This window comes from Pseudomonas sp. EB271-G4-1, from assembly GCF_058791355.1.
In genome coordinates this window covers 15,559-40,200 of sequence record NZ_JBYTEO010000060.1, presented here as the reverse complement: position 1 = coordinate 40,200, position 24,642 = coordinate 15,559, and the positions used below count along the sequence as shown (strand labels likewise).

Sequence of the window (24,642 nt, the reverse complement as noted above, 5' to 3'; positions counted from 1 at the left end):
CTCGCGAAGAGGCCCTGACAGTCGACATTGATGGTGAATGTCAGACCGCTTTCGCGAGCAGGCTCGCTCCCACATTGACCGAGTAAGGCTAACGATATGCCCACTGCCCTTTACCGCTTCATCCTCGCCATCGCACTTCTGTTGCCGATGGCCACTTTCGCGGGCGATGCCGAAGACTTCGTCGTCGCCAACCCCATGCAACAGGCAAAACTGCTGGAAGCCTGGGCCGCGCAGCCCGATCCGGTGCGTATCGAGTTGATCCACGCCCTGCAACAAGGGGTGTTGACCATCGATGGTCAACCGAAAACATTGCGTCTGAATAACCGCCTGCGGGGTCTGATCGACACCGCCCTTGCCAGCCATCAATTGCTCGCCGCCGATGCCAAAACTCGTCTGGTTGCCGCACAGCAATTGCAGAAAAGCGCCAAACCCGCGCAGCTGAAATTCCTCGACCAGCAACTCGTTGGCGAAAAAGATGAAGGCGTTCACGCCGCACTTAGCCTGGCGCTGGCCAACCTGCAACTGGTGGACACCGACCCGACGGTGCGCCTCGCGGCCGTAAGACTGCTCGGCGAAACCGGCGACCCATTGGCCCGCACCCGCCTCGAAGGATTGCTTGAGTCCGGCGTCGAAACCGATGCCAACGTGCGCACCGCTGCTGAAACCAGCCTCGCCCAGGTCAAGCGCAAACTGCTGATTGGCGAACTGCTGGGCCAGGCGTTCAGCGGCATGTCCCTGGGCTCGATCCTGTTGCTCGCCGCGCTCGGCCTGGCGATCACCTTCGGCCTGCTGGGTGTGATCAATATGGCCCACGGCGAAATGCTGATGCTTGGCGCCTACTCGACCTACGTCGTGCAGTTGATGTTCCAACGTTACGCACCGCAGGCCATCGAGTTCTATCCGCTGATCGCGCTGCCGGTGGCGTTCTTCGTCACCGCCGCCATCGGCATGGCGCTGGAGCGCACGGTCATTCGCCACCTCTACGGCCGCCCGCTGGAAACCCTGCTCGCCACCTGGGGCATCAGCCTGATGCTGATCCAGTTGGTGCGCCTGGTGTTCGGCGCGCAAAACGTCGAGGTGGCCAACCCGGCGTGGTTATCCGGCGGGATTCAAGTGCTGCCCAATCTTGTGCTGCCGTACAACCGAATCGTGATCATCGCGTTCGCGTTGTTTGTGGTGGTACTCACCTGGCTGCTGCTGAACAAGACGCGCCTGGGTTTGAACGTGCGTGCGGTCACCCAGAATCGCAACATGGCGGCCTGCTGCGGTGTGCCCACCGGGCGCGTGGACATGCTCGCCTTCGGCCTCGGCTCGGGCATTGCCGGACTCGGCGGCGTGGCGCTGAGCCAGATCGGCAACGTCGGCCCGGACCTCGGCCAAAGCTACATCATCGACTCGTTCCTGGTGGTGGTGCTCGGCGGTGTCGGGCAACTGGCAGGCAGCGTGTTGGCCGCGTTCGGCCTGGGGATCGCCAACAAGATTCTTGAACCGCAAATCGGTGCCGTGCTCGGCAAGATCCTCATCCTCGCGCTGATCATTCTGTTCATCCAGAAACGTCCGCAAGGCCTCTTCGCACTGAAAGGACGGGTGATCGACTGATGAACCAGCCCCTGATGCTCACTGCCAGCCAAAAGGCCGGTCCCAGAGTCACGATTGCCGTCGGTGCGGTAATCCTTGTTTTACTGCTGGCGTTGCCATTGCTGTCGTTGTTGTCGCCGGACAGCGTCTTCCATGTCTCGGCCTACACACTGACGTTGGTTGGCAAGATTCTTTGCTACGCCATCGTCGCCCTCGCACTCGATCTGGTCTGGGGTTATGCCGGCCTGTTGTCCCTCGGCCATGGCCTGTTCTTCGCCCTTGGCGGTTACGCCATGGGCATGTACCTGATGCGCCAGGCCTCGGGCGATGGCTTGCCGGCCTTCATGACGTTCCTGTCGTGGTCCGAATTGCCCTGGTACTGGACCGGCACCGAAAGCTTCCTCTGGGCCATGTGCCTGGTGGTGTTGGCCCCGGGATTGCTGGCGTTGGTGTTCGGTTTCTTCGCCTTTCGCTCGCGAATCAAGGGCGTGTATTTCTCGATCATGACCCAGGCCCTGACCTTCGCCGGCATGCTCCTGTTTTTCCGCAACGAAACCGGTTTTGGCGGCAACAACGGCTTCACCAACTTCCGCACCATTCTTGGCTTTGGCATCACGGAACCTGGCACCCGTGCGGTGCTGTTTTTCGCCACGGTGCTGTTGCTGGTGGCGAGCCTGTACATCGGTTGGCGCCTGGCGCAGAGCAAGTTTGGCCGAGTGCTGACCGCACTGCGCGACGCGGAAAATCGCTTGATGTTCTGCGGCTACGACCCACGTGGGTTCAAGTTGTTCGTATGGGTGTTGAGCGCGGTGTTGTGCGGCCTCGCCGGTGCGTTGTACGTGCCGCAGGTGGGCATCATCAACCCGAGTGAAATGTCGCCGACCAACTCGATCGAAGCGGCGGTCTGGGTAGCCCTCGGCGGTCGCGGCACCTTGATCGGCCCCTTGCTGGGCGCGGGCGTGGTCAATGGCATGAAGAGCTGGTTCACCGTGGCCTTCCCGGAATACTGGCTGTTTTTCCTTGGCGCGCTGTTCATCATCGTCACCCTGTATCTGCCCAATGGCGTGATCGGTTTGCTGAAGAAAAGAGGTGAACAATGAGAGTCACTGCAACGGCTGAGTTCATGCTCGAACCGGCGTTTTTTCCGCCCTTGGAACCCAACAGGGACGCGGGCAGCAGCCGTGATGCCATTGGCCTCGGCCAACGTGCCGGAAAAGGCCTGAACACCCGCCACGGCACCATCCTGACCCTGGAAGACATCAGCGTAAGCTTCGATGGCTTCAAGGCGTTGAACAACTTGAACCTGTACATCGGGGTCGGCGAGTTGCGCTGCATCATCGGCCCCAACGGCGCAGGCAAGACCACGCTCATGGACGTGATCACCGGCAAGACCCGCCCCACCCACGGCAAGGCCTGGTTCGGCGAAACCCTGGACCTGACGCAAATGAGTGAAGTGCAGATTGCCCAGGCCGGCATCGGCCGAAAGTTCCAGAAACCGACCGTGTTCGAAGCCTTGAGTGTGTTCGAGAACCTGGAGCTGGCGCAGAAAACCGATAAATCGGTGTGGGTCAGCCTGCGGGCGCGCTTGAGCGGTGAGCAGAAAGACCGTATCGCCGAGGTGCTCGACACCATTCGCCTGACCGCGTCGGTCAATCGCCCCGCCGGTTTGCTGTCCCACGGCCAGAAGCAGTTCCTGGAAATCGGCATGTTGTTGATGCAAGACCCGCAATTGCTGCTGCTCGACGAGCCGGTGGCCGGCATGACCGACGCCGAAACCGAATTCACCGCCGAACTCTTCAAGACCCTGGCCGGCAAGCATTCGCTGATGGTGGTGGAACACGACATGGGCTTCGTCGGCTCGATCGCCGACCACGTCACCGTGTTGCACCAGGGCAGCGTGCTGGCCGAAGGGTCGCTGGAGCAGGTGCAGGACAATGAGCGGGTAATTGAGGTCTACCTCGGTCGCTAGACCTGATCGTTCCCACGCTCCGCGTGGGAATGCCGCCCGGGACGCTCCGCGTCCCACTGACAATGCAGGGCTCAATTCCTGCGCTAGGGTGACGCGAAGCGTCACGGTATGCATTCCCACGCAGAGCGTGGGAACGATCACCGGGAGAATTCGAACATGCTGCAAGTCGACAAGCTGCACCAGTACTACGGCGGTAGCCACATCCTGCGCGGCCTGACGTTTGACGTGAAGGTCGGTGAAGTCACCTGCCTGCTCGGCCGTAACGGCGTGGGCAAGACTACCCTGCTCAAATGCCTGATGGGGTTGTTGCCGGCCAAGGAAGGCGCGGTCAATTGGGAGGGTAAGCCGATCACCACGTTCAAGCCGCACCAGCGGGTGCATGCCGGCATCGCCTACGTACCGCAGGGCCGGGAAATCTTCGGCCGCCTGACCGTGGAGGAAAACCTGCTGATGGGTTTGTCGCGATTCCCAGGCTCCGAGGCGAAGGAGGTCCCGGCGTTCATCTACGAGCTGTTTCCGGTGTTGCTGCAAATGAAGCAACGACGCGGCGGTGATTTGTCCGGTGGCCAACAGCAGCAGCTTGCAATCGGGAGAGCCCTGGCCAGCCGTCCGCGGCTGCTGATCCTCGACGAACCCACTGAAGGCATCCAGCCGTCGGTGATCAAGGAGATTGGCGCTGTGATCAAGAAACTCGCGGCGCGCGGCGACATGGCGATTCTGCTGGTAGAGCAGTTCTACGATTTCGCGGCCGAATTGGCCGATCACTACCTGGTGATGTCCCGTGGCGAGATCGTGCAGCAGGGCCGTGGAGAAAACATGGAAGCCGAGGGTGTACGCGGCCTGGTTACGATCTAATCTGTGGCGTCTCGACGATAATCAGAAAATATGAATTTACCTCTTCCTGCTGCCCTGTTTACCCCGAGCTGGCATGCCGAGCTGGAGCTGGGCTATGCCCGATTCGGCGACAACACGCGTCCGGTCCATAGACGGCACAAAGGCCCGCTGCGCGTGCAGAAGCACCTGTATGCAGAAGGCCCCGAGGTGTGCCAGCACATCATTGTGCATCCGCCGGGCGGGATTGCCGGTGGAGACCGGCTGGACATCAGTGCCAGCGTCGGCCACGCGGCGTGGGCACAGATCACCAGTCCCGGCGCCGCCAAGTGGTATCGCGCAGCAGCGCCGGCGTATCAGAAACTCGACCTGAAAGTGGCCCAAGGGGCGACACTGGAGTGGCTGCCGCAAGAGACGATCATCTTCAGCGATGCCCGCGCCGAGCTCAGCACATCCATTGATCTGCAAGGCGATGCCCGGCTGTTCTACTGGGACGTGGTGGCGCTGGGTCGCCCGGCCAGTGGTGAGCGCTTCGATCTCGGTCATTTCCAGGCACAACTGGATATCCGCCGCGACGGCGAGTTGCTCTGGCATGAACGCCAGCGCATCGTTGGCGGTGACGGGTTGCTCGATTCGCCGATTGGCTTGGACGGGCAACCGGTCTTCGCCACGTTACTGGTGACTGGCGAGATTGATAGCCAATTGCTGGAGCAGTGCCGTTCGCTGCCCAATGACGTGCGCGGGGATTTGACTCAGTTGCCAGGGTTGCTCGTAGCCCGCTGCCTGGCCAGCGAGGCGCTGTTGGCGCGCGGCTGGTTGATTGAATTATGGCGGTTGCTCAGGCCTGCGTTGCTTGGCCGCGAAGCCGTGCCACCGAGAATATGGAGCACCTGAACAGCGCTCCTGCAAAAACCTTTTTAACTGCCGAAACTGGATGTCTACGATGGACCTGACCCCACGTGAAAAAGACAAGCTGCTGATCTTCACCGCCGGCCTCGTCGCCGAGCGGCGTTTGGCCCGCGGTGTGAAACTCAACTACCCGGAAGCCATGGCCTACATCTCCGCCGCGTTGCTCGAAGGCGCCCGCGACGGCCAGACCGTGGCCGAGCTGATGCACTACGGCACCACCCTGCTCAGCCGCGAACAAGTGATGGAAGGCATCCCGGAAATGATCCCGGAGATCCAGGTCGAAGCGACCTTTCCCGACGGCACCAAACTGGTCACCGTCCATCAACCGATCGCCTGAGGCTTCGCCATGACCTACACGATTCGCGATGCCGTGCATGCCGACCTGCCGGCAATCCGTGATATCTACAACGATGCCGTGCTCAACACCACGGCGATCTGGAACGAACAGGCGGTCGACCTCGGCAACCGCCAGGCCTGGTTCAGCGCCCGGCAATCCCAGGGGTATCCGATCCTGGTGATCGTCGACAGCGAGAACAACGTGTTGGGCTACGCTTCGTTTGGTGACTGGCGACCGTTCGATGGTTTCCGACATACCGTCGAGCATTCGGTCTACGTGCGTAGTGACCAGCGCGGCAACGGCCTTGGGCCGCAACTGATGGATGCCCTGGTCGAGCGCGCCAGGGCCTGCGGCAAACACGTGATGGTCGCGGCCATCGAAAGCGGCAACGCCGCCTCGATTCGCCTGCATGAGCGCATCGGATTCGTGACCACCGGGCAGATGCCTCAGGTAGGCACCAAGTTCGGTCGCTGGCTGGACCTGACCTTCATGCAACTGACCCTCAATCCTGGCGCGCAGCCTCCGGCCGCCAGCAAGGAGTGATACCCGATGAACCCCGCTCAACTGCGACGCGTCAACGTTGAAAGCTTTGCGCACTATCGCCAGGGATTGATTGACCTGCTGCTCGACGCCGTCGGATATGGCGCCAGCGTCGGCTTCATGGCCAACCTCGATGCTACGCAGGCCCGCGCGTATTTCGATGAAGTTCAGGAGAACCTGAACAAGGGCAACGTGTTGTTGTGGGTAGTGGTCAAGGACGAACAAGTGCAGGCCAGCGTACAGTTGACCCTATGCCAGAAGGCCAATGGCCTGAACCGCGCCGAGGTGCAGAAATTGCTGGTGCGCGAGCATGCGCGTCGTCGAGGCCTGGGCCAGCAATTGATGACGGCTGTGGAACAGGCTGCCCTGCAACACAAACGCGGCATGCTCTACCTCGATACCGAGGCTGGTTCCCCGGCTGAAGACTTCTACAAGGCATTGGGCTACACCCGCGCCGGTGAAATCCCCGACTACGCCTGCGACCCGAGCGGCTGCTACAAACCCACCGCCCTCTACTACAAGATTCTCCAGGGAGCCCATTGATGATTCCCGGTCAATATCAGATCCAGCCCGGCGATATCGAACTCAACGTTGGCCGCCGCACAATCAGTTTGAAGGTGGCCAACAGCGGCGACCGGCCGATCCAGGTCGGTTCGCACTACCATTTTTTCGAAACCAACGATGCCCTGACCTTCGACCGCGCCGCCAGTCGCGGCATGCGCCTGAACATCCCCGCCGGCACCGCCGTGCGTTTCGAACCGGGGCAGAGCCGCGAGGTCGAGCTTGTCGACCTGGCCGGGCACCGCCGGGTGTTCGGCTTTGCCGGACGGATCATGGGGAACCTCGACTGACTGCTCGTTCCCACGGTCCCCGTGGGAATGCATCCCGTGACGCTCCGCGTCACATAACGGCGGACGCAGCGCGTCCATGGCGGCATTCCCACGCAGAGCGTGGGAACGATGAATTTGTGCAAGGAACTGTGATGAAAATTTCCCGTCAAGCCTACGCCGACATGTACGGCCCCACTGTCGGCGACAAGGTTCGCCTGGCCGACACCGAGCTGTGGATCGAAGTGGAAAAGGACTTCACCACTTACGGCGAAGAGGTGAAATTCGGTGGCGGCAAAGTGATCCGCGATGGTCAAGGCCAGAGCCAGCTGCTCGCCGCCGAGGTCGTCGACACCCTGATCACCAATGCGCTGATCATCGACCACTGGGGCATCGTCAAGGCCGATGTCGGCCTCAAGGACGGTCGCATTGCAGCCATCGGCAAGGCCGGCAACCCGGACGTGCAACCCAACGTGACTATCGCCATCGGTGCCAGCACCGAAGTCATTGCCGGTGAAGGCATGATCCTTACCGCTGGCGGCATCGACACCCACATCCACTTCATCTGCCCGCAGCAGATAGAAGAAGCGCTGATGAGCGGTGTCACCACCATGATCGGCGGCGGCACCGGGCCGGCCACCGGCACCAATGCCACGACCTGCACTTCCGGGCCATGGCACCTGGCGCGCATGCTCCAGGCCGCCGACGCCTTCCCGATGAACATCGGCTTGACCGGCAAGGGCAACGCCAGCCTGCCCGAGCCGTTGATCGAACAGGTCAAGGCCGGCGCCATTGGCCTCAAGCTCCACGAAGACTGGGGCACCACCCCGGCGAGCATCGACAACTGCCTCACCGTCGCCGACCAGTACGACGTACAAGTGGCCATTCACACCGACACCCTCAACGAATCGGGCTTCGTCGAAACCACCCTGGCCGCCTTTAAGGGCCGCACCATCCACACCTACCACACCGAGGGTGCGGGTGGCGGTCATGCCCCGGACATCATCAAGGCCTGCGGCTCCGCCAACGTGTTGCCGAGTTCGACCAACCCGACCCGACCGTTCACCCGAAACACCATCGACGAACACCTCGACATGTTGATGGTCTGCCACCATCTGGACCCAAGCATTGCCGAAGACGTAGCCTTCGCCGAAAGCCGAATCCGCCGCGAAACCATCGCTGCCGAGGACATCCTTCACGATCTCGGCGCATTCTCGATGATCAGCTCCGACAGCCAGGCCATGGGCCGCGTCGGCGAGGTGATCACGCGCACCTGGCAAACCGCCGACAAGATGAAAAAGCAGCGCGGCCCGCTGCCCCAGGACGGTGAAGGCAACGACAATTTCCGCGCCAAACGCTACATCGCCAAGTACACCATCAACCCCGCAATCACCCATGGCATCAGCCATGAAGTGGGCTCGATCGAAGTGGGCAAATGGGCCGACCTGGTGCTTTGGCGACCCGCGTTCTTCGGGGTCAAACCAACGTTGATCCTCAAGGGTGGCGCCATCGCGGCCAGCCTGATGGGCGATGCCAACGCGTCAATACCAACGCCACAACCGGTGCATTACCGCCCGATGTTCGCCAGCTACGGAGGTTCGCTGCATGCTACCAGCCTGACGTTTATCAGCCAGGCGGCCCATGAAGCCGGTCTTCCTGAAGCCTTGGGCTTGAAGAAAAAAATCGCTGTGGTCAAAGGTTGCCGCGAGGTGCAGAAAACCGACCTGATCCACAACGACTATCTGCCCGACATCGAGGTCGACCCGCAGACGTATCAGGTCAAGGCTGACGGTGTCTTGCTTTGGTGTGAACCGGCGGATGTGCTGCCGATGGCCCAGCGTTATTTTCTCTTCTGACCGGCACGCCGGCACGAAGATCGTCAGTCTTCGTGCCGGGCTGACAATCAGGGCTGCACGGTGAAGGGGATTTCCACCCGCTGCAGTTTTGCCCGGTCCATGGCCTGCTGGGTCAATGTCTTGAGCAACGTCTGTTTGCGGGCATTGAGCAGATTCATGTCGGTTTCATACGCTTGGGCGGTCATGACGCGACCGGGGGCGAACTCGCTTTCGGGTTTGCCAAGCTCCGCGGCGAGCACCCTGATCTCTTCCTTCAACTGCGCCTTTTCTTCCACGGAAAGTGACTCGGTCGCCCGTCTGTCCAGCGCCATGTAAAACTCTGTCGTCGCATCGAGCCGACGCCTGATCGCCTTGAACTCACCGCGATGGGAGCCCTGAATGTAAGACTCCCAGAAAGGCTGCTCGCTGATCGAATCGCGTAGCAGATCGCCCTCTTCCAACGCCAGCACACGTTTATAGGCCTCGTCGATCATCTGCGTGGTAACACCCGAATCCGCCCTGAACTGTAAGTCTCGCGATTGCCACGGCAAATCCAGCTTCTTGGCGAGGTCCGTCATATACGCCAGGTGAGTCTCGACTTCATCGATAGTCCCCGTGACATCCCCTTGCGCATTGATCCGTCTTAACGCCTCACCATTCTCCAGTCGCCGGGCAATTTTTTTATGGGCGATCCGACTCAACTCATCCAGACGGGATTTACCCTTGGCCAGCGACACCAGTTCGGCTTCGACCAGGCTCGGGTTAGCCAATTCGTAGGCTTCGTGAATCAGTACTTCAAGGCCCATGGCATTGAACAGCGATGCCCCGGCATCGACACAGTTGACCGGTTCACGTGCCAATTTGAAAATCTCGTTGCGCAGTTCGCTGTTCTGTTCCATGGCCTCCAGCATTCGCCAGACTTTGGCAGTCAAATCCACCCTGAAGGCGCGGTCATTTATAAAGTGGCTGGATTGGGTGAGCAGTCTTAGGTTATCGAAAAACGGCAGTGAACCGATCTCGTCTTCCACCTCATTCCATATGGGTTGTAACTCAACCCATTGCGCTCGCCTCAAGCCTTCCTCCCATTGAAGGGAGTCGCGCACGCCACGGGGCGGGTAAGGCCGATCAGGGTCCAGACCCACGGAGTGAATGTATTCTCTGAGCTGATTCAGGTTTGCTTGCGATATCCACTGCGGCTCACGGTTAAGTATCGTTCTGGCCAGCAACTCCGCTTCCATGGAACCGGGTAACACCTGAGGCACAAGGGTGATGACATTGTCCTGCAGGCTCAGATAGAAGTGCCGTAAACGGAGTATTGAAAACAGGCCAGCGGGCCAGGTATTGATCCCGGTGTTCGCCAGAATCAATGTGTGCAACATGCGCATGCGGCCGATGTTTGGCACCTGGCCCAGAGGATTGCGTCGCAGATCCACGGATTCGAGCAGGATGAGGTTGCTCAACTCGTCTGCGGTCTCCACAGTCAATTCGATCTGATTGTTGCCCAGGTACAGCTCGGTCAGAGTGCGCATCCGGCCGATCGCGGTTGGCAGCCGGGTCAGCGCATTGTTGTTCATGTTCAGGGCTCGCAGCCTCGGGAAATGCTCGAGAAACGCAGCATTGGCATCAGTCATTTCGGTATCAGGCAACTTCAGCTCGGTGACATGCTCGAAATTGGCTTCAAGCTTGGGCATTGTTTCCAAGTGCCGCCCCATGGGGATGTTGCTGAGGTCAAGGACCCAACCTCGCGGGTTTCCATGGACATCGAGGTCGCGGGGACCGCTGCGTTGCCAGCAGTTTCTGACGGCCCTGTACACACTATTACGCGACTGCCATTGTGCAACGCCTTCCGCACTCAGGCTGAACGAGTCGAGTGGCGAATCCAGCCAGCGCCGAAAGCTGCGGTTGAGTTGGTTGAACTCGGCTTCGAGGGCCACCACCCGTTCCTCGGGCGTGCTCCCGCTGTCGCTGTGTTCGAGAAATGTTTGAATATCGCCTTCGCCCCAGCCGGGGCGAAGCGACTGGATGCGCTCCTGCGCGGTCAGTTGCCCGGTGACCCGACGAAACTGTTGGGAAAAACCTTCCATGCCGCCCCGCAGCTTCATGGTTGCGGGATCGAACTTCGGTTTGCGCAAAGGATTGTCCGCCAGGATCGCCCTGAACCTGTCGTGGCTCAGCGGGAATCGCTGAACGGATTGCCTGAGCGTTCGCCATTGATTGATCTGGTAGCCCAGCGCATCGCGCTCTGCATCGGGCAAGGCATGCAGGACAGCGGCAAAAAGATTATCGGGGCCATGGAGCTCATGGTCGTCTTCATCGCGCGCCTCATACAAGCCGTCCTCGTTCTTGACCAGCACCTTGCGGATGGCGGCGTCAGCCGCTCCGATGCTGTCCTCCAGCGTGCCTGCCAGGGCATCGTTGCGCACTTCGATGCGCACGTCTTCTGACCAGCCTGGTAGCGATTCAAGCGATTGCAGAAGCAGTCTCTCAGTATCCGGGCTGTGCAGCTCATCGAGAAAAAGCCCCTCATAAGCGCGGTTCAGCCGCACCTCCAGCAACGCCGCCCGGGCCTGCTGCTTGAGACGCAAAGGTACGCGCTTGCGTTCGGCCATTACCGACAGCTCTTCTGGCGTGGCGCCCGCCAGCAGCTCCCTGGCGACGCTGGTCGGCAGCTCCTGGAACGCGTCCTGTAGCAAGGCCACGTTAGCCTCCGCTTCAACTTCTGCATTTTTATAGAATGACTTGAAGAGGCGCTTTTTCTGCTGCTCTGCACGGATGGCCAGGCGCTCCTGCAAAGCGTCGATTCGCACCTGTCTGTCACTGCCGATACTGCGGCCGAGCATCTGCTGGATTTCCTGTTCGTCGAAGCTGTCCACCACGCGCTCGGATAACTTGCCGGCTTTCAGTTCAGCAAAGGTCACCTTCACCCGGTTTGCAGCCAAGGCGCTCTGATTGCCGTGCACGATGGAGTCGCCCCATAACTGCGGCCCGCGGAAAAGCTCGATGGCCTTGGACTCGGGCCATCGCCGCAACTCCGTCATCAAGGGAGGCAAGTGATCCGCCCACTCCTGCGCCACCTGATTGAGCCGAATCTGATCCACCAGTTTGCCCACATCGGCATAAGCCTTGAAGCGCCTGAAGGTGTCGGCCAGTAACGCTGGTGGCGGCTGTGTATCCACTTGCAGCTTACGCAGCACATCTTCCTTGACGCCGCTGGCGATTCGGATCTGCTCCAGTGTTTCATCGGAGAACGCATCGGCCCGAGGGCCCAGGCGCCGCATCAGGCGGGCCTTGTCCCACTCGATGGGACGGTCGAGCTCGGTGTGCCAGGCACCCGCACCGTTATGCTCCATCCTTGGCTCATAGGCCGTCGTCCGGGCCGGATGCTTGAGTCGTGGCTGGCCGGTCTGCGGATTTTCCTTTACCTCAAAATGCTTGCCTCCCAACGGCAGGATGTCCTGGTCATTATGTCGATGGAGGCCCCGTGCGCTGGCTTTCGAATCCATGGACAACGTCACTTTGTGGTCATAGGGTCCCAGATCAGGATTCCACAGACGGGTTGTGCCATCGGGCAGCTCGATCTGTTTCAGCTGGTCGAGAAAAGGAGACGCCTTGACCGCCACCGGCTTGCCGCCTGGTAGCACGTGACCGGCCCCCATCAGCGCCAGTTGGGCGAAATTGATCAGTACCCCGGTCAAATGAGACGAGGCCTCTTCCTTGTCGCCTTTGGTCCAGTCTTCGATGCCCTCCAGGGTCTCAAGCATCATTTGGCCAACCATCACCGCCAGCACGGCTTCCCCTAACCCCGGAACCAACATGGCGCCGAAGTTGAAAACGTTCCAGCCAATGTCCAGGTAACTGGTCAGGCGTTTCCAGCGCGCAGCAGCGTCTTCATCGCCAGTGGGCACGGCGATCTGTCGCGCATCGGCAATCGCCTTGTCGCTGCGCCAGAGACAGGATCGCTGCCAGAAATCGCCCTCGATCACGTTGGTGATCGGTTCGGCATCAGGATTCTCGACAGCGGTCTCGCGCCACCACGGGCCCATGTCCAGAGGCCCACGCGGTGTCCACTTGAACGTGGTAAAGCGCTCGTTGATGCGTGCAAAGAAGCGCCCCTTGTCCTTGTGAGGCACGAACCGGCTGAAGAATTGTTGGTAGTGCGCAGAGCGCAACTGGCTCGTCAGCTCCTTCATGAAGTCGGTGAACGATGCGTATTGCTTGAGGGGGTGATCCGGATCGTCGGGGATGTAGGCGATCAGGGTCCCGTCCAGCCGACTTTGTTCATGGATATCGTTGCGGCGAACCATTTCCTCGACCACACCCGTCGGGCCATTGGCAAAAAAGGCCTGAAGAATCTTGAACAGATCAAATTCCTGCCCCGGCAAAACCGCGAGGTGGCGGGACCACTCCACCAGGTGTTGCAGCTGTTCGGGCAGCAGTTGGTCAATTGCTTCTTTTATTGCCAAGGGGTCGCTCATCGCACTAAACAGCACGATGCCTGTCAACCGCGTGCCTAACAGTGAGAGTCGGTGTGCCTTTAAAGGACGGTTTCTATACAGGATGTTTTCCTGGCCATCGCGCACTTCTCCCAACTTGCCGTAGGCATAGGAATCCAGGTCGCTTTTTAACAACGCAATGAGCATGGTCTCACTGAAGGTAGCCCTCTCATGGGCCATGAAACCCCGCTCAAGTCTTGAGCGCGCAGTAACGTCAGCGGGTTCCAGAAGAGACTTTATGTGTAGCTGATACTGTTTGCCGATATCGAGCTTGCGACATAACGCGGCAAATTTTTCGACCGTTAATTCATGACGCTGCAGCTCTCCTTCAGCGTCCTTGACAAAAACACCTGATCCGTCGCGAAACGCACCGGCCACCGCTTCGGATTCCTCGAAGTTATGCAGCGCGGCTTCCAGCAGTGATGAATGCCGGATCCGACTGGCCTGGGTATCGATGCCAAACCCCAATGTGGCGGGAACGTACAGCCGCAATGAGGTCGTGGCGACGTCCAGCTCGAAGTTGAATTCATCCTTGATGGCCTGGACAAGTAGCGGTTTCGCAAAAGCGTTGATGTCCGTTTGCACGTTATCGACCCTGTCAGAGACAGTATCTTGTAAACGACAGCGCTCCTTGATGAGTTCTTGTAAATATTGACGATCAATGGGTCGAGCCTGGATATACCAATCCGGAAAATTAGGCTTTAACTCAGTTATCGATTCCAGCCTCGAAACGGGAGCGCTTTTAATCAGGCCTGGAATATTTTCCGCGAAATAAACCGAATGATTGCTATCGATTGAACCCTCAACTTTCGTAAAAGAATTCGATATGGCTTCTACCGCTACCACAGTCATTTTTGCATTTCCCTATGCGATGAACAGAATGCTCAGCTTATCCAACCTCCCTAATAACAAAAGCTTAAAAAACTGCTGGGAACTGCCCGAAAACCCGGAATCAACATTGAACTTGAGAACCGTAAAATATAATTAAGTACCACCCCCGGCCCTCAGGAGGTGATCCGAATTCCCAGCGGTAGTTTTTACCCCGGCCCTAAAAAGGCTAAGATCGTCAAATTATCCAGGCAGGAATCCGGTCATGCACCTCCCCGAATTCATCAGGCAACACGCGGACCGTATCGTCGATGAATGGGAGGAGTTCGCCAGAACCATCACCCCAGCCGCCGAAAACATGGATCGAACGGCCTTGCGCGACCATGCCAAGGAGATCCTGCTGGCAGCGGCTCGGGACATGAGCAAACCTCAGACCGCCAGCGAACAACTCGCCAAGGCCAAGGGCGAGGGCCCGGAGAAAACCCCAAGCCTGGACGAAGCGGGCGCCAGTCATGGTGAATTACGCCATACGGTGGGTTTCGATCTGGTGCAGATGACCAGCGAGTTCCGCCACTTGCGTGCCTGCGTGATTCGTCTCTGGGTCGACAGCCTGGAGTCGCCGGACCTGGCCTACTTCCAGGACATGATCCGCTTCAATGAAGCCATCGATGAAGCGCTCGCAGAATCCACCGCGGCCTATGCCGAGCAGATGAGTCGCTCAAGAGATATTTTCCTGGCGATACTCGGCCACGACCTGCGCGCACCGCTGCAAGCGATGAGCATGTCGACTGAATTGCTGATGCGTAAAACAACGCTGGAAGGCGATGCGTTGGCCTGCGCGAACAACATCAAGCGCAGCGCTCGACACATGGCGGTGATGGTTAGCGACTTGTTGGAACTGGTGCGCTGTCGCCTGGGTAAGAGCCTGCCGATCGAACCGAAACCCATGGACCTTGCCGATGCCGCACACGCGGCGATTGCCGAAGCCTGCGCCGGCAACCCGGAGTGCGATCCGACGGTCAGGGTGGAAGGTGACACGCGAGGCGTCTGGGATGCCGGACGGCTGGGTCAGTTACTGCAAAACCTGATCGGCAACGCTTTGCAGCATGGCCTCAACAAACGCGATGTGACAGTTACTCTCCACGGAGAACCCGACACGGTTCGCCTGACGGTCCATAACTACGGAACGCCGATTTCCGCGAATGCTATCGGCACGATCTTCGATCCACTGGTGCGCAGCGCAGATGAAGAACTGGGCCAGCCATCGACCAGCCTTGGCTTGGGGTTGTTTATCGTCAAGGAAGTGGTGGATGCCCATGCAGGGACGATCGATGTGAGCTCTAACGAAACCGATGGCACGCTGTTTACCGTAGTGTTGCCACGCAATTCCCTGTAGCTGCCGCAGGCTGCGATCTTTTGATCTTCGTGGATCAAGATCAAAAGATCGCAGCCTGCGGCATCTCCTATTCCACCAACAACCGCCCCAACCGCTGCTTGAGCATCCGGTTCTCGGCCCGCAGCTGTTGGACCTCTTCCAGCAGGTCCAGCGCAAGGGCGACACCTTCCCATTCCAGCTCCAGATCGCGCCGCAGCTTGGCGGCGCGCTTGGCCAGGGTCAGTTCGTAATCGGTGAAGCGCCAGTCCTTGGGCTGCCCTCCCTGAGGTTCGAGGATGCCGTGTTCGACGATTTCGATCACGTAGACGTCCGACAGGTCGGTCGCCTCACAGAATTCTGCCAAGTCCAGTTGAACGGTCAGGGGGCTGCTCATGATGGGCTACTCCGTCGCTGGGTTCAGAAATTTTCTCGTGGGTTGAAGGCGGCTTTTTTTGCCAGTTCCTGCCACAGCGCCTTGACTTCATCGTCTGCGGCCTTGGGCATTACGGCCTTGAACTGGATGAACAGATAACCGCGTTCACCCGCCTTGTTCATCAGGCCATGGCCCTTGGCACGCATGCGTTGGCCGTTCTGGCTGCCGGCAGGGACCTTGAGGTTGATCTTGCCGGTCAGGGTTGGCACGGCGACTTCGGTGCCCAATGCCAGTTCCCACGGTGCCAGCGGCAGCGTGATGATCAGGTTCTCGCCTTCGACGTCGAATTTCGGGTGTGGCGCAAAACGAATGATCAGGTACAGGTCGCCATTGGCGCCGCCGCCAACACCAGGAGCACCCTGGCCCTTCAGGCGAATGCGCTCGCCATCGGCGACGCCCGCCGGGATCTTCACGTTCAGGCTTTTGCTGGTGTTGCTCACATGCTGGCCAGCCGCGTTGTACTGCGGCACCTGAAAGGTGACCTTCTTCGACTCGGTCGACAGGGTTTCTTCCAGAAAAACTCCCAGTTCCATTTCCACGTCTTGCCCTCGACGTCCGGTGCTGCGACGCGAATGTTCGCCACCGCCGAAACCGGGGCCGCGATTACCGAAGATCGAACTGAAGAAGTCCGAGAAATCGCCAGTGTCCTGGCCACCGCCAAAGCCGCCACGGCTCTGCCAGCCCGGTGGTCCCTGGAATGGTTGGCCATGCTGGCCATAACGGCGCAATTCGTCGTATTCGGCGCGTTTGTCAGCACTTTTCAGTGCTTCATAGGCTTCAGAGGCGTCCTTGAACTTGGCCTCGGCGTCCTTTTCCTTGCTGACGTCAGGGTGGTATTTGCGCGCCAGCTTGCGATAGGCGGCCTTGATCGCCTTGTCGTCTGCCGTCGGCTCCACACCGAGAATCTTGTAATAGTCTTTGAAGTCCATCGCGGGAATCACCATCCGTTATCGAAATCGCGCCACCTGCCACAGCATGCGCCTGTTTGCAGCATAGACGTTGACCGATCTCAAGGTTGTGACCGGGCAGCGCGTAAGAAGTTTATCGGCAGCAGGCGGTGCGACTTTCGAGCGCTACGCGGCTACCGGCTTGATGCAGGGTAGTTTGGGGGTCACGGGCCATCTTTCAAGACATTGTTTCCAGGAATTAGCAGATAGTCGGCCTTCGAATCTGTCGCGCACTGACATACACTGCGCGGCCGTTTTTTAACCGGAACCGCAAAGACATGAACAACGCATCTCCAGCCCGTGCCGTGGGCATCGACTTTGGCACGTCCAACTCCACCGTCGGTTGGCTGCGCCCCGGCATGGAAACGCTGATTGCGCTGGAGGATGACAAGATCACCTTGCCCTCAGTGGTCTTCTTCAACATCGAAGAGCGTCGCCCGGTGTACGGCCGGTTGGCGCTGCACGAGTACCTGGAAGGTTACGAAGGCCGGTTGATGCGCTCGCTCAAGAGCCTGCTGGGCTCCAAGCTGATCAAGCACGACACCAGTGTCCTTGGCACGGCGATGCCGTTCAAGGACCTGCTGGGCCTGTTCATCGGTCAGCTCAAGAGCCGTGCCGAAGCCGCCGCCGGTCGGGAATTCGAAGAAGTGGTGCTGGGCCGTCCGGTGTTTTTTGTCGATGATGACCCGATGGCCGACAAAGAGGCCGAAGACACCCTGGTGGATGTGGCGCGCAAGATCGGCTTTAAGGAAGTCTCGTTCCAGTTTGAACCGATTGCCGCCGCGTTCGACTACGAGTCGACCATCGAGAAGGAAGAGCTGGTACTGATCGTCGACATCGGCGGTGGTACCTCCGACTTCTCGCTGGTGCGCCTGTCACCGCAGCGTCGGGGTGTGGATAACCGCCAGGATGACATTCTCGCCACGGGCGGCGTGCACATCGGCGGGACCGACTTCGACAAGCAGTTGAGCTTGCAGGGCCTGATGCCGCTGTTCGGCTATGGCAGCCGGATGAAGAGCGGCGCCTACATGCCGACCAGCCATCACATGAACCTGGCGACCTGGCACACCATCAACTCGGTGTATTCGCAGAAGTCGCAACTGGCCCTGGGCAGCATGCGCTACGACATCGAGGACACCGGTGGTATCGACCGCCTGTTCAAGCTGATCGAACAGCGCGCCGGGCACTGGCTGGCCATGGAGGTTGAAGAAACCAAGATCCAATTGACCCACGCCGACCACCGCCACGTGCCGCTGGACCGTATCGAAGCCGGCTTGAGCGTGGAGCTGAGCCGTGCACTGTTCGAATCGGCCATCGATAACCTGCTGGAGCGCGTGCGCAATAGCGTCACCCAGTTGCTGACCCAGGCCGACGTGCGGGTCGATCAGGTGGACACGGTGTTCTTCACAGGGGGTTCGAGTGGTATTCCAGCCCTGCGCAACAGCGTTTCGGCGATGTTGCCGAATGCGCGGCATGTGGAAGGGAATATCTTTGGCAGCATCGGCAGTGGTCTGGCGATTGAAGCGGCGAAGCGTTACGGGTCGATGGACTGATCCGAAAACCTGTGGCGAGGGGATTCATCCCCGTTGGGGCGCGTAGCGCCCCCAAAAAACAGAAAAGCGACGACTGCTACGCAGCCGAACGGGGATGAATCCCCTCGCGACAATTTGATCTGCTTCAAACCATCCCCACCTGCTTCAACTCACTCTTCAGGTACGCATAATAAATCGGCCCTGCCACCACCCCCGGCAGGCCGAACGCCGCTTCGAACACCAGCATTGCGAGGAGCAACTCCCACGACTTGGCACTGATCTGCCCGCCAACGATCCGCGCGTTGAGAAAATACTCAAGCTTGTGGATGACAATCAGATAGCCCAGTGCGGCCATCGCCACCCAGATCGACAGCGACAGGCCGACAATGGTGATCAGGGTGTTCGACATCAGGTTGCCGATTACTGGCAACAGGCCGAGCAGGAAGGTCAGCACGATAAGGGTCTTGGTCAGGGGCAGCTTGATACCGAACATCGGCAGCACCACTGCCAGGAATATCCCGGTAAAGAACGTGTTGAGCAGGGAAATCTTGATTTGGGCGAACACGATGTTGCGAAACGCCTGGACCAGCAAGTGCAGGCGGTCAAACAGGGCCGCGGCCAGCGGTTTGCGTTTGGTCAGGTCCGGAATTCGCTGCAAGGCGATGATCGCGCCCAGCACCATGCCGATCAGCAGCGTCACGAACATGTGCGCCGCGTCCTTGCCTACCAGTTGCAAGTCACTGAGGTGTTTACTGATCCACTCGCCAATAGCCACGCGAAACTCGGCGGCACTGGCCGGCAGGTAAGCATCGATGAAAGGTGGCAACTGACCGCGAGCGCGGTCGACCACGCCCATGAACTTGTCGAGGGATGCACCGGGGTTTTCCGCTTCGTGCAGCAGAAAGCTGATGGCACCGGCAAAGATCAGCGCCAACGCACTGACTATCAAAGTCCCCAACAATGCCACCGCCAGCCAGCGCGCACGTCGCCCTTCGATCAGCCGCTGCAATTGCGGGGTGAGCATGTTGACCAGTTCGAACACCAGCAACCCGGCCAGCAGGCTGGGCAGCAACCGTAGCGGAATCACCAACAGCAGTCCGCCGAAAATGATGACCCAGCTGATGACCAGCAAAACTTGACGCTGAGAAAACGTTGGCATACAGCCTCAAAACGAACGGCGTAAAAGGATTGGCAGTCTGCCAGCGATCCGGTGCCAGCACTAGGGATTGTGCATACCCGTATGGCCCGCGTAGATGCAACCTTAGGGCTGGTTTGCCGGCGATGGCGTCCTGCCTGCCGGACCACGCTGTACGTTTCGCCGGCGAGCCTGGCTCGTACAGGGCGTTTCTATTTTTTCTTCAGGCAATCACTCATGAACGCCTTGCGTTCATCGCCCTTGAGAGCCTTGGTCGCGGCATCGGCATTGCAGGTTTTCATTTTCTCCTGCTGAGGCGTCAAGGCCTTGCCGGCATCATCGGCCGCGGGAGTCGCCTTAAGGCAGTTGCTCATGAAGGCTTTGCGCTCATCGCCCTTGAGGCTCTTGGCGGTAGCGTCGGCATTACAGGTGGTCATCTTGTTCTGTTGGTCAGTGGCGGCGAAGCCTTGGGAACACAGCAGCAAACCGATCATCAAAAAAGGGACACGCAACATCTTCATGGCGTTCGCTCCTTGTTGCCGCGCCGAGCGGCGCGGCCTCAAGGGCAGTGTAGACAAGAGCTGTTACACCTTCATCCGCCAGTGCTCAATCAGCGTCCGCCTGCTCAGGCAGAAGACCTTCAAATGCGTTCAAGTAGCGGCTATACGCATCAACCCGATTTTCAATAACCGACGCGGGCAATCGCTCGAACGTAACCGGAGTACCGCCTTCCACACGGTAAGTTAGACCCAACTCCGTCACTGACGTCCACTGGGCATACGCTCCTGACTGGTAGAGCTTGTTGATTTTTATCTGCCTGAACGTGTTCGGCTCGGAAACAGCGGGTAATGTCGTCGGGCCTGGCGGGACGTCATTGATAAACGCGTATTCGGCGACGGCCGGACCTGGCGCCAGTGTTTGCACCGGCGGCATTTCAAACTCGAAGCTGCCCTTGCTGGCCAGATGCGCCGCAGGGAATTCCGGCCAGGAATCGGCGACGACCAGTCCTTCGGGATTACTCAAATCATCGCCTATTACCACATATTGATGGTCAAGCTCGGTGGCCTTGACAATGTGAATGCTCGACGTCCGGGGCTGGCTGGCGAGTATCGAAAAGGTCACTTTGGAGTTTTCCGAGCAGTTGCCGCCCTTGATTTCAATGGCTTTACGCGCCGCTTCAGCGATAGTCAGCTTCGCGGTAAAACCGCCTTCCTCCAGGTTCATCTCCCTGAGCCCCTTGATCTTGGCAATCGCCGAACCGCCCTTCTCCCACATGCTCGGCAATTGATTGCCGGAGAGAGGAATGAGCTCCTTGACGCGGCAGATTGCCTGTTGCGCCAATTTCAAGTCGTCCATGGTTCGCGATGAAACCTGGATAGGCTCATCGGACGCCACCAGGTTTTTCGAAAGCTGATCGCCATAGCTTCGCAAATCAGCCAGTTCCGGGGTTAGCGTTACAGCGTCTTGCTGAACCGAACGCAACAGTGCCTGATAGTCATTGGCCCGTCCGGTGCGTTCCAGATTTCTCGCATTCATGGCCAGGTTGCGCCTGGTTTCTGGCAACGGGATCAGGCCATCCCTGGTGAACATCTGCTCGATCAATGGCGTGAACTGCTCGTCTGTCATGAGCTTCTCAAGATCCGGCAAGGCTTCGATGCTCTGCACGACGCGGGCATTGGCTTGTGCGTCCCCGGCTGCGTTGGCCTCGAATAATGCCTGCCAAAGTGATTGAAAGTACTCATCAGGAAAGGTGTCGTTCATCAACTTCACACCACGCAAGTAGTCATACCTTTCGTAAGCCGAAACGGAAGGGTGAAATGCTCCCACAACGAGGTCCGGATAGAGATCCGCGATCCCCTGCAATGTGGCGGCCTCGCCTTCGCCAGTCGGAGCGCCGCCACGCAGGCGCATGACCCGGGGATCGAAAGTGAAGGGGTCAAGAGCGGGGAGTTCTGAAAGTACTTTGCCTAGTCGATACGGCTTCAACGCCCGGTTGCTAATCGCCTCTTTCAGTTGCCACCCTTTTCCGATGCCAATGTTCAGTGCGTTGCGCTCGGCATTCGGTAGTGCTTGCAGAATCGACAGATAAAAGTCGGAAGCAGAATTCAAGGTGTTGCCTTCAGCGTCATAAGCTTGAAAGCTCAGGTCTTCGCGTTCAACGAGGGTACGTCGAATCGTGGCGTCTTCCTTGCCGATGCTGTCGAGCAACGCTCCCCCAAAATCGAACTGGCAAACGTCGATTCGCACGTCAGGATTCCAGCCGGGCAGGTTTTTCAGTGAGTGCAAGACCAGCCTGCGGGTATCGGGGTTGTCGACCGAAGCCAGATACAACCCTTCATAGGCGCGGGCGTTGCGCACATCCCGAAGTGCCCATTGCGCGAGGCTTTTTAGCCTGTCGGACAGCTTGCCTTGCGCGATGTCCTGCAACTCTGAGCGAGTGGCAATCGCCAGCAACTCTTGCGCAACGGTGCCCGGCAGACCTGGCACTCGGTCCTGGATATTTCGAACCGAGGCATTCTTGGCGCTTCGGGCATTTTCAAGCTGACGGTATCGTGTGTCGAATAAGGATGTTTGCCTGTTTTTCGCCCGTTTCGCCAGTGCGAGCCTCAGCTGTCGAGCATTCGCGTCGATGGTGGTTTCCGATGCGCCTGACGCCTGATCCATCAGCAATTTTGTATCAGCCTGATCAAGATGGGATAACAGCGTTTTGAGCAAATTGCCTTCGATCATACGATCTTTTCGTATCCGCAGGGGTGCAGCATCGGCACGACCTATAACCCTTAGAACCTCGCCATCAGCCCCCGTCAGTTCGATTGCTCGACCGGGCCACACGCCGTCCAGCAGCTCAAACTGAAAGGCAAGGTCGGCTCGCAGATAGTCCTGCGGGTGATTACTGCCAATTTGTTGGATAAATGTCTGGATATCACGGTCGATCTGGAAACGCGTCACGGTATCGCTCAACAAGGGTAAAGCGCGTTCCTTGTCGACATACATTCGGCGGATTGCATTGACGTCACTGCGACTGACCGTGCGAATGTCATTGTGTGCGTCCCCTAACCCTTGCATTGGCTGGCCGAGTCGGGCCATCAAGGTGTCGTCATCCCACAAGCGAGGCTGCTCACCCTCAACGATGAAGGCACCTTCTCCATTGCTCTCGACCACGGGTTGATAGGCGTCCGGCCGAGTGGGATGCTGGACTCGATGCTTGCCGGTTTTCGCGTCTTTTTTGAGTTCGAAGTAGCGCTTACCAAGATTGAGAATGGGCTTGCCTTCGTGCCGATGCAGCCCGTATAGATCGGGCTTTGAATCGGCAGCCAGCGCCAGATTGCGCTGATAGGGATCAAGGTCCTGCCCCCACAGCCGCTTGTCCCCGTTGGCCAAAGTGACCGGTTTAGCCCCCTCGATGAACGGCGAGAGCTTGGGCAGTACCACCCCTGAAACAAGCTGCATACCGGCGCCGAACGTACCCAGCTGAATCAAACTTTCAACGAAGCCGATCAGGTGCTCGGCACCTTCCAGATAAATCCCCTCCGCCAGATCGACGACGCCTTCGATCACTTCGCTCGCCAGTTGATAAACCATGTAGGCCATCATGACTTCGCCCAGAAATGGGACAAATGGAGTTACCACCAGCAACGCGGCATTGAAGATGTCAGCCAACATCTTTGTCAGGTTATCGAACCAGGCCCCCCGCTCCTTGCGATCGGCGTCGGCAGTGGAAATCACCATCTCCCGTGCGTCGTTGAGGATTTTGTTTTGCTGCATCTGGTAGAGATACACCCACAGGTTGCCATTAAAGCGGGTTTCGGTATCTTCCTGAAATTTCAGCGTGCCAAAATGAAGGCGCGGGTTTTCCACGGGAGTTTCACGCCAGACAGGCCGATCCACGCCCCATTCTTTTTCATGCTGCTTGATCTCGACCAGGCGACTGTTGAGCTCGGCAAAGAAATGCCCGCGTTGCTGATGGGCGACGAAGCGGCTGAAGAACTGCTGGTAACTGCATCGGGAGGGAAGGCCTTCAGGCGTAGACGTGGGGCCAGCGTCGCGCAACTGGCGGGTCAGTTCGAGCGCGAACTCTTCGGTCGAAGCATATTCTTTCAAGGGATGCTCAGGGTCGTGAGGCACATAGGCAATGAGTCGCCTCTCGGCAACCGGGGCATCCAGGTCACCGGCGATCAGCACGATGCCGTACATTCGGGTGTCCAGTATTGTCAGGTGATAGTAACGAACCGGGAGGCCTTGCAGCTTCATGCCTTGAAGCCCTTCAAGCATGCCCATCACCACCCGATAGCCGTTGGCCGAAATATCTTTGCGCATCAAGGCCAGGTCTGTGGCGGCGCTCAGTGCGCTCTTCTGGCTTTTGGTGATTTTGTGCTGCAACACTCCCTGCGCCAGCCCATCGCTGGGGCGCAAATAATTTTCAAGATGTTTTTGGTATTGCGCGCCAATATCCAGTTCCCGACACAGGGTCTTGAACTGCTCAATAGACATCCGGTTTCTGATGTCGATTATTTCGAAACGACCCAGTTCATCAGGCTTTGAAATAAACTGCGAGTCAGGAAGAAGCACTTCATGATGTGCAAAGTTATGTAAAGCCGCATCCAGCATTGAGACTGTTCGAGAACCGGCCCCACGCACAATGCTATTGGCCCACAGGGGCACACTTGCCGGAGCGAACAACTTCAGATAAGTACCTCTGACATCGACATCAATTCCGTATTGCCGTTTCAAGGCCTGAATCAGCAAAGGTTCGGCAAAGTCGTAAACATCCTGTAATTCAGCCAGCATTCTGTCGACATCATTTTGCGCGTTCCAACTTGTCGTCATCGACTTTTTCAAACTTGTGTGTAATACCGCAGGGGCCTCCTTGATCCACTGGGGAATACCGGAAAGCCCCATCTTCAGCGCACCAACTCTTTTCAAGGGGGCGCCGGCCAGCCATTTTGGCAGGGCCCTCTTTATAAATTCATGATGAATACTTTTTTCTTGTTTGATGGGTTCTGCCGGTCCGCGAACCAGAACTGAATGCTCCATGCCTGATCACTCCAATGCCCCTGTAAATTCAGGCTGGAG

At 58.6% G+C, this 24,642-nt stretch carries 18 protein-coding genes; 12 read left to right on the top strand and 6 right to left on the bottom strand.

What is annotated here, in order from left to right; translation table 11 throughout:
- Positions 1–96 precede the first annotated feature (96 nt).
- The 10 genes from urtB (at position 97) to ureC (ending at position 8,847) form a co-directional block, all read left to right on the top strand.
- A complete protein-coding gene (urtB, locus tag AC3WWR_RS24670) occupies positions 97–1,599 on the top strand; it encodes an urea ABC transporter permease subunit UrtB (protein WP_020797582.1) in 1,503 nt (500 codons plus the stop codon).
- Positions 1,599–2,678, top strand: a complete 1,080-nt coding sequence (gene urtC / locus AC3WWR_RS24665) for an urea ABC transporter permease subunit UrtC (RefSeq protein ID WP_492599151.1) — start codon at positions 1,599–1,601, stop codon at positions 2,676–2,678. Before urtB ends, urtC begins: the two co-directional genes overlap by 1 nt.
- On the top strand, positions 2,675–3,547 hold the full coding sequence (urtD, locus tag AC3WWR_RS24660; protein ID WP_492599150.1) for an urea ABC transporter ATP-binding protein UrtD: 873 nt from the start codon (positions 2,675–2,677) through the stop codon (positions 3,545–3,547). The genes urtC and urtD overlap by 4 nt, the downstream gene beginning before the upstream one ends.
- Before the next feature lie 156 nt (positions 3,548–3,703).
- Positions 3,704–4,402 (top strand): urea ABC transporter ATP-binding subunit UrtE, encoded by a 699-nt coding sequence (urtE, locus tag AC3WWR_RS24655; protein WP_110753270.1) that lies wholly within the window; start codon positions 3,704–3,706, stop codon positions 4,400–4,402.
- Between the two features lie 30 nt (positions 4,403–4,432).
- Positions 4,433–5,272, top strand: coding sequence for an urease accessory protein UreD (locus tag AC3WWR_RS24650; RefSeq protein ID WP_168757154.1), 840 nt, complete (start codon positions 4,433–4,435; stop codon positions 5,270–5,272).
- A gap of 49 nt (positions 5,273–5,321) precedes the next feature.
- Entirely contained in the window at positions 5,322–5,624 is a 303-nt protein-coding gene (gene ureA / locus AC3WWR_RS24645) for an urease subunit gamma (RefSeq protein WP_007937143.1), read from the top strand.
- Positions 5,625–5,633: 9 nt separating this feature from the next.
- Positions 5,634–6,167 (top strand): GNAT family N-acetyltransferase, encoded by a 534-nt coding sequence (locus AC3WWR_RS24640; protein ID WP_020797587.1) that lies wholly within the window; start codon positions 5,634–5,636, stop codon positions 6,165–6,167.
- 6 nt (positions 6,168–6,173) lie between these two features.
- Positions 6,174–6,707 carry a GNAT family N-acetyltransferase gene (locus AC3WWR_RS24635; protein WP_168757152.1) on the top strand — a complete coding sequence of 178 codons (534 nt, stop codon included), beginning with the start codon at positions 6,174–6,176 and terminating at the stop codon, positions 6,705–6,707.
- Positions 6,707–7,015, top strand: coding sequence for an urease subunit beta (locus AC3WWR_RS24630; RefSeq protein ID WP_083350072.1), 309 nt, complete (start codon positions 6,707–6,709; stop codon positions 7,013–7,015). The genes AC3WWR_RS24635 and AC3WWR_RS24630 overlap by 1 nt, the downstream gene beginning before the upstream one ends.
- Positions 7,016–7,146: 131 nt before the next feature.
- Positions 7,147–8,847, top strand: a complete 1,701-nt coding sequence (gene ureC, locus AC3WWR_RS24625; protein WP_033041280.1) for an urease subunit alpha — start codon at positions 7,147–7,149, stop codon at positions 8,845–8,847.
- Positions 8,848–8,894: 47 nt separating this feature from the next.
- Here the strand turns inward: ureC and AC3WWR_RS24620 are convergent, their stop codons facing one another.
- Positions 8,895–14,171, bottom strand: coding sequence for an NEL-type E3 ubiquitin ligase domain-containing protein (locus AC3WWR_RS24620; protein ID WP_492599149.1), 5,277 nt, complete (start codon positions 14,169–14,171; stop codon positions 8,895–8,897).
- Positions 14,172–14,412: 241 nt separating this feature from the next.
- Between AC3WWR_RS24620 and AC3WWR_RS24615 the strand changes: the two genes are divergently transcribed.
- Positions 14,413–15,543: a sensor histidine kinase gene (locus AC3WWR_RS24615; RefSeq protein ID WP_033040326.1), complete on the top strand. Its 1,131-nt coding sequence runs from the start codon at positions 14,413–14,415 to the stop codon at positions 15,541–15,543.
- A 67-nt stretch (positions 15,544–15,610) separates the two neighbouring features.
- Here the strand turns inward: AC3WWR_RS24615 and AC3WWR_RS24610 are convergent, their stop codons facing one another.
- Positions 15,611–15,916, bottom strand: coding sequence for a chaperone modulator CbpM (locus AC3WWR_RS24610; protein WP_020797593.1), 306 nt, complete (start codon positions 15,914–15,916; stop codon positions 15,611–15,613).
- Positions 15,917–15,939: 23 nt separating this feature from the next.
- Positions 15,940–16,884 carry a DnaJ C-terminal domain-containing protein gene (locus AC3WWR_RS24605; RefSeq protein WP_033040324.1) on the bottom strand — a complete coding sequence of 315 codons (945 nt, stop codon included), beginning with the start codon at positions 16,882–16,884 and terminating at the stop codon, positions 15,940–15,942.
- Between the two features lie 296 nt (positions 16,885–17,180).
- Between AC3WWR_RS24605 and AC3WWR_RS24600 the strand changes: the two genes are divergently transcribed.
- Positions 17,181–18,455, top strand: a complete 1,275-nt coding sequence (locus AC3WWR_RS24600) for an Hsp70 family protein (protein ID WP_020797595.1) — start codon at positions 17,181–17,183, stop codon at positions 18,453–18,455.
- A 124-nt stretch (positions 18,456–18,579) separates the two neighbouring features.
- Here AC3WWR_RS24600 and AC3WWR_RS24595 read toward each other — a convergent pair whose 3' ends face one another.
- The 3 genes from AC3WWR_RS24595 to AC3WWR_RS24585 all read right to left on the bottom strand — a co-directional run bounded on the left by AC3WWR_RS24595 (position 18,580) and on the right by AC3WWR_RS24585 (position 24,603).
- Positions 18,580–19,593, bottom strand: coding sequence for an AI-2E family transporter (locus AC3WWR_RS24595; protein WP_020797596.1), 1,014 nt, complete (start codon positions 19,591–19,593; stop codon positions 18,580–18,582).
- 188 nt (positions 19,594–19,781) lie between these two features.
- A complete protein-coding gene (locus AC3WWR_RS24590) occupies positions 19,782–20,090 on the bottom strand; it encodes a PsiF family protein (protein WP_020797597.1) in 309 nt (102 codons plus the stop codon).
- A gap of 85 nt (positions 20,091–20,175) precedes the next feature.
- Complete coding sequence (locus AC3WWR_RS24585) at positions 20,176–24,603, bottom strand: dermonecrotic toxin domain-containing protein (protein ID WP_492599148.1); 4,428 nt, start codon at positions 24,601–24,603, stop codon at positions 20,176–20,178.
- Between the last annotated feature and the right edge of the window lie 39 nt (positions 24,604–24,642).

Bases quoted from the DNA above. Each gene is read 5' to 3' on its own strand.
- urtB (WP_020797582.1), top strand. From the start codon at position 97: ATGCCCACTGCCCTTTACCGCTTCATCCTCGCCATCGCACTTCTGTTG.
- urtC (WP_492599151.1), top strand. From the start codon at position 1,599: ATGAACCAGCCCCTGATGCTCACTGCCAGCCAAAAGGCCGGTCCCAGA.
- urtD (WP_492599150.1), top strand. From the start codon at position 2,675: ATGAGAGTCACTGCAACGGCTGAGTTCATGCTCGAACCGGCGTTTTTT.
- urtE (WP_110753270.1), top strand. From the start codon at position 3,704: ATGCTGCAAGTCGACAAGCTGCACCAGTACTACGGCGGTAGCCACATC.
- AC3WWR_RS24650 (WP_168757154.1), top strand. From the start codon at position 4,433: ATGAATTTACCTCTTCCTGCTGCCCTGTTTACCCCGAGCTGGCATGCC.
- ureA (WP_007937143.1), top strand. From the start codon at position 5,322: ATGGACCTGACCCCACGTGAAAAAGACAAGCTGCTGATCTTCACCGCC.
- AC3WWR_RS24640 (WP_020797587.1), top strand. From the start codon at position 5,634: ATGACCTACACGATTCGCGATGCCGTGCATGCCGACCTGCCGGCAATC.
- AC3WWR_RS24635 (WP_168757152.1), top strand. From the start codon at position 6,174: ATGAACCCCGCTCAACTGCGACGCGTCAACGTTGAAAGCTTTGCGCAC.
- AC3WWR_RS24630 (WP_083350072.1), top strand. From the start codon at position 6,707: ATGATTCCCGGTCAATATCAGATCCAGCCCGGCGATATCGAACTCAAC.
- ureC (WP_033041280.1), top strand. From the start codon at position 7,147: ATGAAAATTTCCCGTCAAGCCTACGCCGACATGTACGGCCCCACTGTC.
- AC3WWR_RS24620 (WP_492599149.1), bottom strand. From the start codon at position 14,171: ATGACTGTGGTAGCGGTAGAAGCCATATCGAATTCTTTTACGAAAGTT.
- AC3WWR_RS24615 (WP_033040326.1), top strand. From the start codon at position 14,413: ATGCACCTCCCCGAATTCATCAGGCAACACGCGGACCGTATCGTCGAT.
- AC3WWR_RS24610 (WP_020797593.1), bottom strand. From the start codon at position 15,916: ATGAGCAGCCCCCTGACCGTTCAACTGGACTTGGCAGAATTCTGTGAG.
- AC3WWR_RS24605 (WP_033040324.1), bottom strand. From the start codon at position 16,884: ATGGACTTCAAAGACTATTACAAGATTCTCGGTGTGGAGCCGACGGCA.
- AC3WWR_RS24600 (WP_020797595.1), top strand. From the start codon at position 17,181: ATGAACAACGCATCTCCAGCCCGTGCCGTGGGCATCGACTTTGGCACG.
- AC3WWR_RS24595 (WP_020797596.1), bottom strand. From the start codon at position 19,593: ATGCCAACGTTTTCTCAGCGTCAAGTTTTGCTGGTCATCAGCTGGGTC.
- AC3WWR_RS24590 (WP_020797597.1), bottom strand. From the start codon at position 20,090: ATGAAGATGTTGCGTGTCCCTTTTTTGATGATCGGTTTGCTGCTGTGT.
- AC3WWR_RS24585 (WP_492599148.1), bottom strand. From the start codon at position 24,603: ATGGAGCATTCAGTTCTGGTTCGCGGACCGGCAGAACCCATCAAACAA.